This window comes from Paractinoplanes durhamensis, assembly GCF_016862175.1.
Lineage (GTDB): Bacteria > Actinomycetota > Actinomycetes > Mycobacteriales > Micromonosporaceae > Actinoplanes > Actinoplanes durhamensis.
This window is the reverse complement of record NZ_BOML01000021.1, coordinates 72,370-86,436: the sequence shown is the minus strand read 5'-3', so window position 1 is coordinate 86,436 and position 14,067 is coordinate 72,370. Positions and strand designations below refer to the sequence as shown.

The 14,067-nt window shown below is 72.9% G+C and carries 11 protein-coding genes; 5 read left to right on the top strand and 6 right to left on the bottom strand.

The window, feature by feature from the left end; genetic code table 11:
* Positions 1–11: 11 nt before the first annotated feature.
* Positions 12–545, bottom strand: a complete 534-nt coding sequence (locus Adu01nite_RS12425; RefSeq protein ID WP_203726771.1) for a hypothetical protein — start codon at positions 543–545, stop codon at positions 12–14.
* 147 nt (positions 546–692) lie between these two features.
* Between Adu01nite_RS12425 and Adu01nite_RS12420 the strand changes: the two genes are divergently transcribed.
* Positions 693–1,352 (top strand): response regulator, encoded by a 660-nt coding sequence (locus tag Adu01nite_RS12420; protein ID WP_203726770.1) that lies wholly within the window; start codon positions 693–695, stop codon positions 1,350–1,352.
* 96 nt (positions 1,353–1,448) lie between these two features.
* On the opposite strand, the gene Adu01nite_RS12415 is transcribed toward Adu01nite_RS12420, so the two are convergent.
* From Adu01nite_RS12415 to Adu01nite_RS12405, 3 genes are all read right to left on the bottom strand, one after another.
* Positions 1,449–2,438 (bottom strand): helix-turn-helix transcriptional regulator, encoded by a 990-nt coding sequence (locus tag Adu01nite_RS12415; protein ID WP_203726769.1) that lies wholly within the window; start codon positions 2,436–2,438, stop codon positions 1,449–1,451.
* 130 nt (positions 2,439–2,568) lie between these two features.
* Positions 2,569–4,194: a methyl-accepting chemotaxis protein gene (locus tag Adu01nite_RS12410; RefSeq protein WP_203727015.1), complete on the bottom strand. Its 1,626-nt coding sequence runs from the start codon at positions 4,192–4,194 to the stop codon at positions 2,569–2,571.
* Positions 4,195–4,330: 136 nt separating this feature from the next.
* A complete protein-coding gene (locus Adu01nite_RS12405) occupies positions 4,331–5,281 on the bottom strand; it encodes a sensor histidine kinase (RefSeq protein ID WP_203726768.1) in 951 nt (316 codons plus the stop codon).
* A gap of 206 nt (positions 5,282–5,487) precedes the next feature.
* Between Adu01nite_RS12405 and Adu01nite_RS12400 the strand changes: the two genes are divergently transcribed.
* Positions 5,488–6,513, top strand: a complete 1,026-nt coding sequence (locus Adu01nite_RS12400; RefSeq protein ID WP_203726767.1) for an alpha/beta hydrolase family protein — start codon at positions 5,488–5,490, stop codon at positions 6,511–6,513.
* A 32-nt stretch (positions 6,514–6,545) separates the two neighbouring features.
* On the opposite strand, the gene Adu01nite_RS12395 is transcribed toward Adu01nite_RS12400, so the two are convergent.
* Positions 6,546–7,046, bottom strand: a complete 501-nt coding sequence (locus Adu01nite_RS12395) for an NUDIX domain-containing protein (protein WP_203726766.1) — start codon at positions 7,044–7,046, stop codon at positions 6,546–6,548.
* 82 nt (positions 7,047–7,128) lie between these two features.
* On the opposite strand from Adu01nite_RS12395, the gene Adu01nite_RS12390 reads away from it, so the two are divergent.
* On the top strand, positions 7,129–7,554 hold the full coding sequence (locus Adu01nite_RS12390) for a pyridoxamine 5'-phosphate oxidase family protein (protein WP_203726765.1): 426 nt from the start codon (positions 7,129–7,131) through the stop codon (positions 7,552–7,554).
* Between the two features lie 3 nt (positions 7,555–7,557).
* Here Adu01nite_RS12390 and Adu01nite_RS12385 read toward each other — a convergent pair whose 3' ends face one another.
* Complete coding sequence (locus Adu01nite_RS12385) at positions 7,558–12,852, bottom strand: diguanylate cyclase (protein ID WP_203726764.1); 5,295 nt, start codon at positions 12,850–12,852, stop codon at positions 7,558–7,560.
* 135 nt (positions 12,853–12,987) lie between these two features.
* Here Adu01nite_RS12385 and nadE point away from each other — a divergent pair, with 135 nt between their 5' ends.
* Both nadE and Adu01nite_RS12375 read left to right on the top strand, forming a co-directional pair.
* Entirely contained in the window at positions 12,988–13,830 is an 843-nt protein-coding gene (nadE, locus tag Adu01nite_RS12380; protein WP_203726763.1) for an NAD(+) synthase, read from the top strand.
* Between the two features lie 36 nt (positions 13,831–13,866).
* Positions 13,867–14,064, top strand: coding sequence for a hypothetical protein (locus Adu01nite_RS12375; RefSeq protein ID WP_203726762.1), 198 nt, complete (start codon positions 13,867–13,869; stop codon positions 14,062–14,064).
* Positions 14,065–14,067: the final 3 nt, after the last annotated feature.

Genomic DNA, 14,067 nt, shown 5'->3' with positions numbered 1-14,067 from the left:
ATCGCGCCCCTTCAGACGGTCGCGCGCTCGGCGGCGGCCGGAGCCGGCTGCTTCGTCCTCTTGCTGACCCGATTCTGGACCAGCAACCCGGCCCCGTAGAAGAGGGCGACACCGGGAAGAGCGATCGGCAGGGCGCCGGCCAGGTCGGCGGACGAGTCGTGCCACAGCGTCACCACCAGCAGGACGACCAGGCCGGCCAGGCTGAGGAGATGGTCGCGGCGGGTGCGGGCGAAGCGGGCGGTGGCGTACGCGAGGGCGAACGACAGCGGCAGGACCGCGCCGCAGCGGGTGAGCCAGTCGAACGCCAGCACGTGCAGGGCGGTGGCGGCGACGGTGATCCCGACGACCGCGGCGATGTTCCACCGGCGCGCCAGGATCGGCACGGTGACCAGCAGGAACGCCGGCACGATCAGCCACGAGGTGGTGGACACCGGATGGATCAGCGAGGGGTCGTCGCCGGCGGTGATGTTCGCCCACATCAGCAGCACACCGAGGGCGGTCATCAGAGCCGCGAGCACGTAGTCGAGAGGCCGGATCGTCTTCATTGTCTTCCCCCTGAACGGAGTGGTTGATGCCCACGACGCTAGGGATCGGCGCTGGTAGCCATCGTCTGCCGCAAGGACGATGTTTGGCGCGGGCATCATCCGCACGGAGGACCCACCGACGACGCCGGGCCCGGGAGAATCCCCTGCATGCCACCGAAGATCCGGGTCCTGGTCGCCGACGACCAGACGCTCGTGCGCACCGGCTTCCGGGTCATCCTGGAGGCGGAGGGCGACATCGAGGTGGTGGCCGAGGCGGCCACCGGCACCGAGGCGATCCGGCAGGCCCGGCAGGCCAAGCCCGATGTGGTCCTGATGGACATCCGGATGCCCGAGCTCGACGGGCTGGCCGCCACCGAGGAGATCCTCCGGCAGCCCGACCCGCCCACGGTGGTCGTGCTGACCACCTTCGACCAGAACGAGTACGTCTATCGCGCGCTGCGCGCGGGCGCGGCCGGTTTCCTGCTCAAGGACGCCCCGTCCAGCCGGTTGATCGCCGCGGTGCGGGCCGCCGCCACCGGCGACTCACTGATCGAGCCGTCGATCACCCGGCGGCTGGTCGAGCGGTTCGCCGCGCCCGCCCCGGTCACCGGCACGCCGGCCGAGCTGGCCGCGCTGACCGAGCGCGAGCTGGACGTGCTGCGGCTGATCGCGCGCGGCCGGTCCAATGCGGAGATCGCCGCCGAGCTGGTGGTGGCCGAGACGACGGTCAAGACGCACGTCGCCCGGATCCTCACCAAGCTCGGCGTCCGCGACCGGGTGCAGGCGGTGGTCGTCGCCTACCGCACCGGCTTCGCCACCCGCGAGTGATTCAGTAGGCGGTGATGCTGGTGGCCTGGGCCGCCCCGGGCCGGATCACCAGCAGCGCCGTGGTCACCGCCAGGATCCAGGCCAGGGTCTTTCTGATCATCTCGGTCCGTTCTCCTCGGTGGTCCAGGGCTCCGGCCGCACCGCGCCGGCGGCACCGAGCGCCAGCGCGAGCTGGAAGCGGTTCTGCACACCCAGCCGGTCCATCAGGGCGCGCATCGTGTACGCGACGGTGCGCGGGCTCAGCCCGAGCTCTTCCGCCGCCGTCAGATCGGTGTGGCCCAGAGCGAGAAGACCGACCAACGCGCTCTCTCGCGGCGACAGGTCGATCGGAAACACCTCCTGACGGCGATAGGGATCGAGGCCCTCGTCCCAGAGCCGCTCGAACAACGTGCACAGGGCCGCCACGAATCCTCGGTCGGCGACCTCGACATAACCCCGCTCGAGGTCGAGCGGGTCGGCCGGGAACAGCGCCACCTGCCGGTCGAAAACCATCAGCTTCACCGGTGGTGCCGCGATGTGCCGGACCGGGCCGAGCGGCATCGTCCCGGCCGCGATCTCGCCCCGGGCGATGACCCGCAGCCGCACCCCCCGGGCGGCCAGCCGCCGGTCCAGCGGTTCGCCGGCCGACTTCGACTCGGCGCTCACCACCGGCTCGTTGTTGATCGTCAGGTGTTCGTGCCGCTCCCCGGTGGCCAGTTGCGCCACCCGTTTTCGGGTCGCCGCCCGGGTCGGCCACAGCCGCCCCGGCATCTCGGGCCGGCAGGCCGCGGCGATGCCGTCGATGGTGGCGAAGTGCTGCCGCCACCGCTCGGCCGCCGGTGGTGGTGGCGACGGCCGCCGCCGGAGGCGACGCACGACCTCGGCCGGAGGTCGTGCCCCCCACGTGCTTCCGGCGGCCACCGTCGCTCCGGCGGCCGCGAGTTCGTCCAGCGCGGCTTTCGTCCGGATCCGCGCCAGGCCGAGCTCACGTGCCAGCCGGCGCCCGTCGGCCGGGCCCAGCAGATTCAGTGCGCGATAGACCAGGTCGGCGTCGGCCGAAAAGCCCCATCGGGTAAGCGCCGGAATCGTCCCCCGATCCGTCGGCATTGCTCACCCCCACCGAACCCCGTTCCGGTCGCCCCCGTGTTGACCGGCGAGATCAGGACACCATCGATCGACGGTGAACGGAACCCTGGGCCCGCAGATTGCGCAATCCTGCAACCGCGGTGGTGGGTCTTCAGATCCGGAAGGTGGCGACCAGGCCGCTCAGCTCGGTGGACATCCGGGCCAGCTCGGTGGTCGCCTGCTGGGTCTCGGCCACGCCCTGGCTGGTCATCCGGGCGGCCTCGGCCACCCCGGTGATGTTGCGGGCGATCTCGCCGGCGCCGCCGGCCGCCTCGGCGACGCTGCGGTTCATCTCGGCGGTGGTGGCGGTCTGCTCCTCCACCGCCGAGGCAATCGTGGTCTGGAAGTCGCTGATCCGCTCGATCACCGTGGAGATCTCCTCGATGGCGGCGACCGCGCCGCTGGTGTCGGACTGGATCGCCTCGACCCGGCGGGAGATGTCCTCGGTGGCCCGGGCGGTCTCCTGGGCGAGGTCCTTGACCTCACTGGCGACCACGGCGAAGCCCTTGCCCATCTCGCCGGCCCGGGCCGCCTCGATGGTGGCGTTGAGGGCGAGCAGGTTGGTCTGTTCGGCGATCGAGGTGATCGTCTTGATGACGTTGCCGATCTCGGCCGAGGAGGCGCCGAGCTTGTTCATCGTGGCCGACGTGGCGGCGGTGACGGTGACCGCCTCGGACGCGACCCGGGCGGCCTCGGACGCGTTCTGGGAGATCTCCCGGATCGACGCGCCCATCTCCTCGCTGCCCGCGGAGACCGTGTCGACGCTGCGGGAGACCTGCTCGGCGGCGGCCGACACCGTCTGGGCCCGGGCCGAGGCCTGCTCGGCGGAGGTGGCGATCTGCGCCGCGGTGCTGGTCATCTGCTCGGAGGCGCCGGCCAGCGAGGCGGCCGACCCCTCGATGGTGGCGACGGTCTGCCGGAGCCGGCCCATCGCGGTGTCCAGCGAGCGGGCCATCCGGCCGGGCTCGTCCCGGGTGTCCAGGCCGGTGGTGCGGGTGAGGTCGCCGTCGGCGAGCCCGTCACACACGTACGTCACCTTGGTCAGCGACGCCACGATCCTGCGGGTGACCATGAAGCCCAGCGCCATGGCGACCACCAGGCCGACGGTCAGCACGATGATCGCCGTGGTGCGGCTGGACTCGTAGCCCGACTTGGCCGCCGCGGCGTTACGGGCCGCGTCCCCGGTCTCCGCCTCGTCCATGCTGGTCAGCGCGGGGTAGAGCTTGTTCAGCACCGGCAGCGCCTCGCTGGTCCGGATCGCGGCCCACCCCGCCAGGTCGTTGCGCTCACCGGCCGGGAGAAGCTTGGTTTTGATGATGTCGACGTAGGCCGCCCAGAGGGTCGCCACCTCGCCGATCAGCGCCGAGCTCGCGGCGGGAGTACTGGTCCGGTAGGCCGTCAGCGCCGCGTCGAAGCTCTCGATGTCGGTCGCGACCGCCTCGGCGAACTGCTGGGTCGTCGCCGCGGTCACCGACAGCGCCTGATTGGCGGTGTCCGAGCGGGTCTGCGTCGCCCAGTACCGAATCTGGCCGACCGACTTCACGCTCGCGACGTTGCTCTTGTAGATCAACTGCGCCGAGTCGCTGGCGTTGCCCAGCGAGACCAGCCCGGTGATCCCGACGACCAGCGCGACCAAGGCCGCGACGGCCACCGCGAAGAGCACCTTGACGTTGACGCTGAGATCAGCGAGTGACGGTCGGCGGCGCGGTGCCGATACGCCAGCGCCGGTAATGGTCATCGTGCTCACGACTGTCCCCTTCCGGGCGAATTTCGCCGCATCCGGCCCATGCCCTCACTATGCGGGGGCCTGGGCGGCAGGAGATCCCGTTCGGAGATTTCGCTCTTTGCCCGAAATGTCGGATCGTATGGTGCCGTCAGTGGTGCAGGGCACCAGCCGTGAGCCGGACGGTGAAGCCGTCGGCGTGCCGGTGCAGGGCGACGTGGCTGCACGACTGATGGACGATCCACAGGCCGAGCCCGCCGTCCGCACCGTCGCCCGAGGGCAGCAGGCCGACGAACGGATCGGCCGGACCCGCCCCGGCGTCGGTGACCGTCACGACGATCCGGCCGGCACCGGACCACAGCCGCAACCGGACCGGGCCGCGGCCGTGCCGCTGGGCGTTCGCCACCACCTCGCTGACCGCGACCACCAGATCGTCGAGGTCCTGATCCGCCAGGTGACCGCGGTCGGCCGCGCGCACCACCCGGCGGGCGTCGGACAGGGCCGGATCGACGAGATCGGCCAGCGGCTCGGCGCCCTGCAACGGGTCCGGCACCGGGTTCCGTGCCTCGCTGAGGAACCGGACCGGGTCGGTGTAGGTGGCGCTGGACACGTGCCGGCCGTCCGGCAGCGCCCGGCGCGGATGGGTGCGCAACACGTCGGCCAGCACCGGCGCCGCGGTGGTGCGGGTGTCGTAGACGCACATGCTCCAGAGCGGGAAATCGTCGTAGGCCCGGTTGATGGCCGATTCGTACCGGCCCCACCAGTCCCAGGTCGCGAAATCCGCCGGCACCGCGCCGACGATCCGGATCTGGGACGCGCCGCCGGCGACGTAGTCGGCGAGCCGTTTCCGGTACGACCGGATGGCCGTGGCCGGCCGCGCATAGACCGCACCGCCGGCGACGAAGTCGACCTCGGCGCCGGCCGGCAGCGCGGCCCGGATCAGCTCCGCGTCGCGCTCGCCGAGCGAGACCACCGCCGGTTCGCCGGCCGCGGCCCCGTCCACCAGGAACGGGACGGCCGCGGCGATCAGCTCGGCGTCCGAGGAGAAACAGAGGGCCTCGTGGAAGTAGCCGGTGTGACCGGCCGCGGCACCCGTTCTCATCAGGTGCCCTCCGGCCGCTTGCTCATCGCGCAACAGTAACCCCACCTGCCACGCCGACCCGTTTCGCGGGGCGGGCCGCCAAGGTCGACAACCTTTCGGTACGGGCCGGAGGTAAGCGCCTCGACGCCGCCGCCCCGGCCGCCAAGCGCGCCACGGCGGTCGCGGCCGCTCCGCCGCTCGCCGCCGCCAACCCGGTCGACCCCGGGGTGAAAGGCCCCTTCACCACCATCTCCGGCGAGTACGACCTGCCGGGCGTCAAGCTCCCCGAGTTCCCGGCCGACGTCGAGATGCGGGCCGTCGTGGTGGCACCGCGTAACGCGCCCGGCGCCCGGCCGCTCGCGCTCTTCCTGCACGGCCGGCACACGGTCTGCTACCGCGGCGCCGACGAGGACGTGCCGCAGGAGTGGCCGTGCCCGGCCGGCACCGACCCGATCCCCAGCTACCGCGGCTACCTGCAGGCGCAGGAGCTGCTGGCCTCGCAGGGCTACGTGACCGTGTCGATCTCGGCCAACGGCATCAACGGCCAGGACTACGCGCTCGACGACGGTGGCGCGCAGGCCCGTTCCTCGCTGGTCCGGCTGCACCTGGCCAAGTGGGCCGACTGGGCCGGATCGGGACGGGCGACCGCGCCGGCCATCGTCCGGGCCGCCCCGCGCGCCGACCTGTCGAAGGTGTTCCTGATGGGGCACTCGCGCGGCGGCGAGGGCGTCAGCCGGGCCGCCATGGACACGCTCACCCCGCCGCCCGCCGCCACGGTCGAGCTCACCCCGCGGACCGCGGCCGGCAGTGCGTGGCTGCTCGACGCGTGGGGCTGGAACCCCGGCACCCCCGACCCGCAGGAGACCGGCCTGCCGCGCATCGACATCGGCAGCATCCAGGCCGTCGAGGGGCGACTCGGGCTCCAAGACCTACCAGGTGCCGGTCGACGTCACCGGGCGTGGCGGCGGCGTGGTGCGGCTCTTCCAGGTCGACAGCACCACGAACGAGACGACGTCGTGGCTGGCCACCGTGCGGCCCGGCGACCGCGCCATCCCGGTGCCGGTCGAGGTCACCGGCGACATCCTGTACGGCGAGGGCGAGTCGCACCACGTGCTGGCCAAGGCCGAGAAGGGCCTGGTCATCGGCGACTACCTGGGTGGGGTGACCGTCCAGGACGACGATCCGGCCCCGGTCGTCTCGGTGCGGCCGATCGCCGACCGGGTCGCCGAGGGCGGCACGCTGGACTGGACTGACGAACCGTCCCGGGTAGGGAGGCCCCGCCTTCCTACCCGGGATGCCAGCCGTCGTGCAGGTAGGCGGTGTGGCCCCCGGCCAGGGCGTCGGCGCAGGCGCGCAGGCGGCGGGCCATGTGCGGGACGAGGAGCTCGTCCCACTCGTCCGGGGCGGCCAGCCGCCACTCGGTCAGCTCGTCGGAATCAAGCTGCATCTGCTGCCCGGCCTGCTCCTCGGTGATCAGCCCGCCGTCGAAGAGGAAGTTGACCAGCGCCGGCCGGCCGTCGGGCTGCGGCGGCACCCAGTCGACCACCAGCAGCCGCCCGGGCTTGCGGTCGAGACCGAGCTCCTCGTCCAGCTCGCGCCGGGCCGCGTCGAGCGGGAACTCGCCGTCCTCCAGCCCGCCGCCGGGGAACTCCCAGGTGTCGTCGCGGTACGACGGCCGTACGAGCAGGACCCGGCCCCGCTCGTCGTACAGGATCGCCCCGGCGCCACTGATGCTCTTCGGAAGGCTGGCGTAGTACTGCTCCGGGGGTAGCAGGGCTGCACTCATGACGGGCGACGCTAGCGAACCGGCGCCGGGCAACGCGCGCACCGCGCCCGACCGAACTCGAAAGGGTGACTACTGTGCAGCCGTGGACGAGAACCGGCGGCGGCTGAGCCGCGACGAGAGCATCGCGCTGCTGGCCCGGCCGGTCACCGGGGTGTTCTCCACGCTGCACGAAGCGGGCTGGATCCACTCCGTACCCGTGCATTTCCGCTATGCCGGCGGCGAGATCCTCGTTCTTGCCGAGGCGGCCGCGGTGAAGTCGCGCAACGCGGTCCGTAGCGGGCACGCGACGCTGTGCGTGGACGTCACCGACGGGCCGGTGCGCAGCTATGTCAGCGTGTCCGGGCCGGTCACCACCCGCCGCCCGCCGCCGATGGCCGATCTGGTGGCGCTGGACGAGAAGTACGGCCGGGACGACTTCGCCGGCGGCTGGGACGCGGACGACCTCGCGGCGGCCCTGCTGCTGGTGCTGCGGGCGGAGCGCTGGATCGCCTGGGCCGACTGGGACTGAGCCCTACGGCGCGACGCAGACGCGGTCGCGGCCGCTGTGCTTGGCCTGGTAGAGGGCCCGGTCGGCGCGGCTGAGCAGCTGCCGCAGGTCGGGTTCGGTGCCGTCGCCGTGGGCCAGGCCGACGCTGATCGTCACCGGCAACGGGCCCACCGCGGTCGGCACCTGCTCGCCGGAGACCAGGCTGTGCAGCCGCTCGGCCAGGTCGACGGCCGGCATCTGCACGGTGACCACGGCGAACTCCTCGCCGCCGTAGCGGCCCAGCACGTCGCCCTCGCCGAGCGCGTCGCGCAGCCGGGCGGCCACGATCCGGATCACCTCGTCGCCGACCGGGTGGCCGTACGTGTCGTTGATGCGTTTGAAGTGGTCGATGTCGACCATGATGGCGGCGACCGGCTGCCCGTACTGCCGGGCCAGGCTCACCTGGCGGCCCGCCTCGGCGAAGAAGTGGTTGCGGTTGTAGAGACCGGTGAGCCCGTCCATGGTGGCCATCTCGCGCACCTGGCTGAAGAGACGAGCATTTTCGTACGCCGTCATGCCCTGATCGGCGATCGCGGCGGCGATCTGGATCTGCGCCTCGGTCATCACGCCCTCGCCGTCCGCCCCGACCAGCAGGAAGCCGAACGGCTCGCCCCGCTGCGCCACCTGGATCGCCCACCAGCAGCGCGGGGCGCCGAGCAGCCCGCCGAACGGCGCCCGGTCGCCGGGGAAGACCGTCCGCGCCCGCGGGCCGGTCAGGTCGAGCAGGACGGCCGGTACCGACGGCAGCTGCGCACCGACCGGCGCGGTCGTCCCGTAGGCGGCGGCGACCTCCAGCCGGTCGTTGCCGGACCGGGTGACCAGGACCGCCGAGTCGGCGCCGAGGGTGCGGGTCAGGCTGGTCAGCAGCCGGTGCATCACCTCGTCCGGGTCGAGCGAGGAGCTCTGGTCGGCCATCGCCGCGCGCAGCGTCTCGGCCACGTCGCGCTGCCGCCGGGCGGCCTGCACCGCGACCTCCAGCTGGGCGGCGCGGGCGGTTTCCAGGGACACCCCGATGTGGTTGGTGATGGCTTTCAGGATGTCGACGTCGTCGGCGGTGAACACGCCCTTGGCGACCCGGCTGTCCAGGTAGACGATGCCGCGCAGCTGGCCGTCGACCTGCAGCGGGGCGATCAGGATGCTGCGCAGGCCGTGGGTCTGCATGCTGTGCGAGCCGAGCGCGGCGCCCTCCTCGCTGCCGGTCACCACGAGCGGCTCGCCGGAGTGCCGGACCCGGTCGACCAGGGTGGAGCTGTAGCCGGTCAGCTCCTGGATGTCGTTGCCCTGGCCGTCCCGGCCGACGTGCGGCACGAGCCGGCCGAGGTCGCGATCGAGCAGGAACAGGTAGGCGCGTTCGGCGCCGAGGATGCGCAGGGTCTCGTCGAGCGCCACCCGGGCCAGCGCGCTCGGGTCGAGGACCGTCGCCGACGCGAGGCTGACCTGCTGCAACGCTTCGAGGCGGCGCTGGTAGCGGTCGGCGCCGCCGGCCGGGCTCACCGGCTCGGGCCGGGGCAGGATCGGGTCGCTGGTGGTGAACGTGATCGAGCCGGGCTGGGTGGAGGCGTGCTGGGCGACCCGGAACTCGTCGGTGACCCACCGGATCCGCTGCGGCCACTGCTGCTCGACGGCGATCATCTGGGCGAGTTTGGCCTGGTGGCCGGCGGCGGCCGGCTGGTCCAGCGCCTCCAGGGCGCGGGCGTGCACCCGGGCCGACTCGTAGGCGATCAGCGGCGCGTCCAGCGGCACCAGCTCGGCGTCGACGCCGGCCAGGGTGCGGATCGCGTCCGCCGCCCGCCCCTGGAGCACCTCGAGGTCGGCCCGGGTCACCAGGTGGAACGCGCGCAGCGGCTTGGTGTCGGCCATCTTCCCCAGCGCGGTGATCGCGGCCTCGGCGGCGTCCAGGCCGCGGTGCGTGGCCCGGCACCGGGCGAGCCGGCCGAGCGCCTCGAAGACGTAGTAGATGCGCTGCTCGGGGACCATCGACGCGGCGTCCAGGCCGAGCGCCGCGAACTCGGTGGCGAGCCGCTCGAACGGCTCGCCGAACTCGCTCTGCTCGACCAGGGCGACCATCTGCGCGCCGTACAGGTTGATCAGCTGCATCGGGTTCTCCGGGTTGGCCCGCAGGAACCGGCGCAGCGCCTCGATCCGGGCGGTCGCCTCCTCGGTCCGGCCCCGCTGGGCGGCGATGACGACCCCGACCGCGCCGATCGCGGCCCCCTCCGCCTCGGCGCCCGGGCCGAGCCGGGCGCGGGCCCGCTGGTACCACGCCTCGGCCTCGGCGGTGCAGCCCCGCTTGAAGTACTGCATGCACACGGTGGACACGCCGGTCAGGTAGTCGCCGAGCTCCAGCCACCGCTCGTGCTCGATGAGGACCCGGCTCCACACCTGGCTCTCGTCGTCGCGGCCGCTGAGGTGGCTGCCCGCGCCGCGCTTCCACTCGACGTAGGCGACCAGCTGCGGGTCGCCGATGTCGCCGGCCACCGCGTAGGCCCGGTCGAAGAGATGGTTCGCGAGTTTCGCCCGGCCGGCCACGTCGGCGATCACCCCGAGACCAGCCATGTGCTGGGCGTATTCGCGGCCCGGCCCGAGCCGGTTGATCGGGTAGAGGGCGCGCAGGCTCATCGTCGCGCGCATCGCCCGGCGCATCCGCATCGACAGCGCGAACGTGGCTATGTCGCAGAGGACGGCCTGCAGGCGGTAGCGGTCCCGGGCGCGGCCGCGGGCGGTGCCGAAGCCCAGGTGGGTGCGGCCGACGATCAGGCCGGTCACCAGCGACACCAGCGTGCTCAGCACCATCCCGACCCGGCCGCGCGGCAGCGGCGCGCCCAGCTCGGCGAGGCCGAGGCGGACGGCGTCGAACGCCCGGTCCGGGTTCCACGCGCTGTTGTGGACCATCGCGGTCTGCGCCCGGATCTCGGCGCGGCGCAGCCGGTCCGGTTCGCCGCGCAGCGCGTCGTCCAGGTGGCGCAGGGCCTCGCCGAAACGGCCGGAGCGGGCGCAGCTGATGCCCCGGGTGAGGAAGAACGCGGCCGGCGGGTTGACCCCGGCCGACTGGGCCGCGCGCGCCGCCACCTCGAGGAACTCGCAGGCCTCGGCCGGGGCCTGATCGGCCAGGGCCAGCCGGCCGGCGGCGAACCCGCTGAGGTAGACGCGCTGCGGCCGGCGGTCGGTCTCGCCGCGGGCGTAGTGCCGGGCGATCGCGTAGACGAAGCGGGGGTCGTCGGGGGCGGCCGCCTCCATCACCTCGGCGATGCGCTGGTGCAGCCGGCGCATCGCGTCGGCGTCCAGGCCGACGAGCAGCGCCTCCCGGATCCGGTCGTGCAGGAAGCGGTAGCCGTCGGCGCCGGTGGCGGTCACCAGCCGGCGCGACTCGGCCTCGGCCAGCATGCCGCGGGCCCACCGCGGGTCGATGTCGCAGACCTTCGCGACCAGGTCGGTCGGGAAGGACCGGCCGCCCGCCGCCGCGGCGACCAGCAGCCGCCGGCTGTCCGCGCCGAGGCCGTCGATGCGCTGCAGCACCAGGTCGACCGCGTCGCCGGAGAGCTCGAGCCGGTCCAGCCCGGCCATGTCGAGCTGCCAGCCACCCCACGACGGGGTGACCAGGCCGGCGTCGAAGACCGCCCGGACGTACTCGCCGATGGTGAACGGGTTGCCGCCGGCCCGCAGGGCCAGCTCCTCGACCTGCCCGGCGGGCAGCTCGGCCGCGCCCAGGTGCTCGGTGACCAGCTCCTGGACCGCGTCCGGGTCGAGCGGCGGCAGCGGCAGCCGGGTGTCGAGGGTGGCGTCCATGTCGGCGCCGAAGCGGTTGAGGGCGGGCGCGCTGTCCGGGTCGTCGCGGCTGGTCGCGATCACCAGCAGCGGGGTGCCGGTGAGCCGGCTGGTGATCCGCTGCAGCACCCGGCGGGTCGGGTCGTCGAGCCACTGCACGTCGTCGATGTGCAGGACGGCACCCTGGAACTCGTCGGCGAGTCCGATGAGGAACGCGGCGACCGCGTTGACGAACTGCTCGTGCCGGTTCAGCTCGTCGATCTCGGGGGCCTGCACCAGGTCGGCCAGCAGCGGCGACAGGGTCCGCAGCAGCGGGCCGCCCCGGCCGGCGGCCCGGCGCAGCTGCTCGACCGCGCGGTCCCGATCGGGCGGCGGCAGGCGCTTCACGGTCCGCAGGTAGCGCTCGACCGCACCGCGCAGCGGGGCGAGCGGCACCGGATCGTCGGGCACGCACTTGCCGTAGAGGGTGAGGTCGCCGTCCGAGGCGACCGCGTTGGTCAGCTCCTTGACCAGCCGGGTCTTGCCGGCGCCGGCCGGGCCCTCGACCACGACCGCGCCGCCGGCCCCGTCCCGGGCCCGCAGCCAGCGGTGCGCCAGGGTGATCACTTCCTGGTCGCGGCCGACCAGCCGCTGCTGGCCGATCGGCTGCACGGCACCCTGGTCGGCCGTTATCACCAGGGTGGCGCCCGGGTCGGCGGCCAGCCGGCCCAGGTCGCTGAGCAGGCTCTCGCCGCTCTGGTAGCGGTCGTCCGGGTCCTTGGCCATCAGCGTCGCGATGATCCCGGCCATCGTCGGCGAGAGGCCCGGGCACCGTGTGCGGGCGTCCGGGATCGGCGCGGTGGCGTGCTGGCGGATCAGCTCGCCCGCGTCCTTCGCCTGGTAGGGCACCTGGCCGGTGACGCACTCGTAGAGCAGGACGCCCAGTGCGTACAGATCGGAGCGGCCGTCGACCGGTCGTTTCAGCATGCCGGTCTGCTCGGGGGCGCAGTAGAGCAGCGTGCCGGCGACCCGGTCGTCGTGGACCCCGCCGCGGGCGGCGAGCCCGAAGTCGATCAGCCGGCCGGTGCCGGCCGGCTCCACGATCACGTTGTCCGGCTTGACGTCGCGGTGCACGATGCCGGCCCGGTGCGCGGCGGCGAGGGGTCCGGTCAGGTCGATCGCGAGCCGGACCGCGGCGCTCTCGTCGAACGGGCCGCGGCGCAGCGTGTCGGAGAGCGGGAGCCCGTCGATGTATTCCAGGATCAGGTAGGGCCCGGCCGTGCTCGAACCGACCTCGAAGATCCGCGGCAGCAGCGGATGCCCGACATGTCCGAGCAGCGCGGCCTCCCGGCGCACCGCGGGCAGCGCCTTCTCCGCGTCGGGGGCGGTCAGCACCTTCAGCGTGTAGTCGCCGCCGTGCCGGCGAACCCGGTAGACCACGGTCTCCGCACCGCGCCCGAGTTGCGAGATCACCTCCAGATCGGAGAGTGACCCCGGCGCGTTTCCGAAGATCGCGGTCAACGTGTCCTTCCTCATTCGCAAGGGGCTAAACGGAAGCTACGCCGTGGCCTCCGGTAGATGCCAGGTGTGAATCCGGATGCGGTGAGATCGAATTAACTTTGCTGCCAGTCTGGCCCGATTTGCCGGGCGGCCGCCACTACAGTTCGGGGCGTGACGGACCTAAGACGGCACATTCTTGCCGAGCTCGGTGTGCAACCGTCGATCGAGCCGAAGGCGGAGATCCGCCGGCGCGTCGACTTCCTCAAGGACTATCTGCGGTCCACTGGAGCCCAGGGCTTCGTGCTCGGGATCAGCGGCGGTCAGGACAGCACCCTCACCGGGCGGTTGTGCCAGCTCGCGGCCGAGGAGCTGCGCACCGAGGGGCATCCGGCGACGTTCGTGGCGGCCCGTCTGCCGTACGGGGTGCAGGCCGACGAGGACGACGCGCAGATCGCCCTGGAGTTCCTGCGGCCGGACCGGTCGATCGCGGTCAACGTCAAGCCGAGCGCCGACGCGGTCGCCGCCGAGTCCGCCCTCGGCCTGGTCGAGCTGCTCGGCGAGGAGCCCCGGCTGCGCGATTTCGTCCGCGGCAACATCAAGGCCCGCGAGCGCATGGTGATCCAGTATTCGATCGCCGGCCAGCTGAACCTGCTGGTGGTCGGCACCGATCACGCCGCCGAGGCGGTGACCGGCTTCTTCACCAAGTACGGCGACGGCGGCGTCGACCTCACCCCGCTGACCGGCCTGACCAAGCGCCAGGGTGCCGCCCTGCTGCGCGAGCTGGGCGCGCCCGCCAGCACCTGGCAGAAGGTGCCGACCGCCGACCTCGAGGACGATCGCCCGGCGCTGCCCGACGAGGTGGCCCTCGGCCTCACCTACGCCGAGATCGACGACTATCTGGAGGGGGTCGGCGTCACGCCGGAGCTGGCCGCCCGGGTCGAGTCGGTCTACCTGGCCACCCGGCACAAGCGCACCGTCCCGGTCACCCCGCTCGACGACTGGTGGCGCGGCTGACGCATGGCGGGCGGCCCGAGCGGGTATTTGACGAAAATGATCCCGAATCTGATCCGACGCTTCGTCATCATGGCCGTCGCCGTCCCGCTCGCCGCGGCTGGCGCCCGCAAGCTCAGCGACACCCTGGAGAAGAGGCGCGGTGCCAACCGGGCGACCCGCCTGCTGCGCCAGGGCGCCGACACCCTGTCCGGCCTGCGCCCGAAGAAGAAGCGCCGCTTCGCCTTCAGCCGCTGACCG

Coding starts and splice junctions, on each gene's coding strand:
- Adu01nite_RS12425 (WP_203726771.1), bottom strand. CDS start 545: ATGAAGACGATCCGGCCTCTCGACTACGTGCTCGCGGCTCTGATGACC.
- Adu01nite_RS12420 (WP_203726770.1), top strand. CDS start 693: ATGCCACCGAAGATCCGGGTCCTGGTCGCCGACGACCAGACGCTCGTG.
- Adu01nite_RS12415 (WP_203726769.1), bottom strand. CDS start 2,438: ATGCCGACGGATCGGGGGACGATTCCGGCGCTTACCCGATGGGGCTTT.
- Adu01nite_RS12410 (WP_203727015.1), bottom strand. CDS start 4,194: ATGACCATTACCGGCGCTGGCGTATCGGCACCGCGCCGCCGACCGTCA.
- Adu01nite_RS12405 (WP_203726768.1), bottom strand. CDS start 5,281: ATGAGAACGGGTGCCGCGGCCGGTCACACCGGCTACTTCCACGAGGCC.
- Adu01nite_RS12395 (WP_203726766.1), bottom strand. CDS start 7,046: ATGAGTGCAGCCCTGCTACCCCCGGAGCAGTACTACGCCAGCCTTCCG.
- Adu01nite_RS12385 (WP_203726764.1), bottom strand. CDS start 12,852: ATGAGGAAGGACACGTTGACCGCGATCTTCGGAAACGCGCCGGGGTCA.
- Adu01nite_RS12375 (WP_203726762.1), top strand. CDS start 13,867: ATGATCCCGAATCTGATCCGACGCTTCGTCATCATGGCCGTCGCCGTC.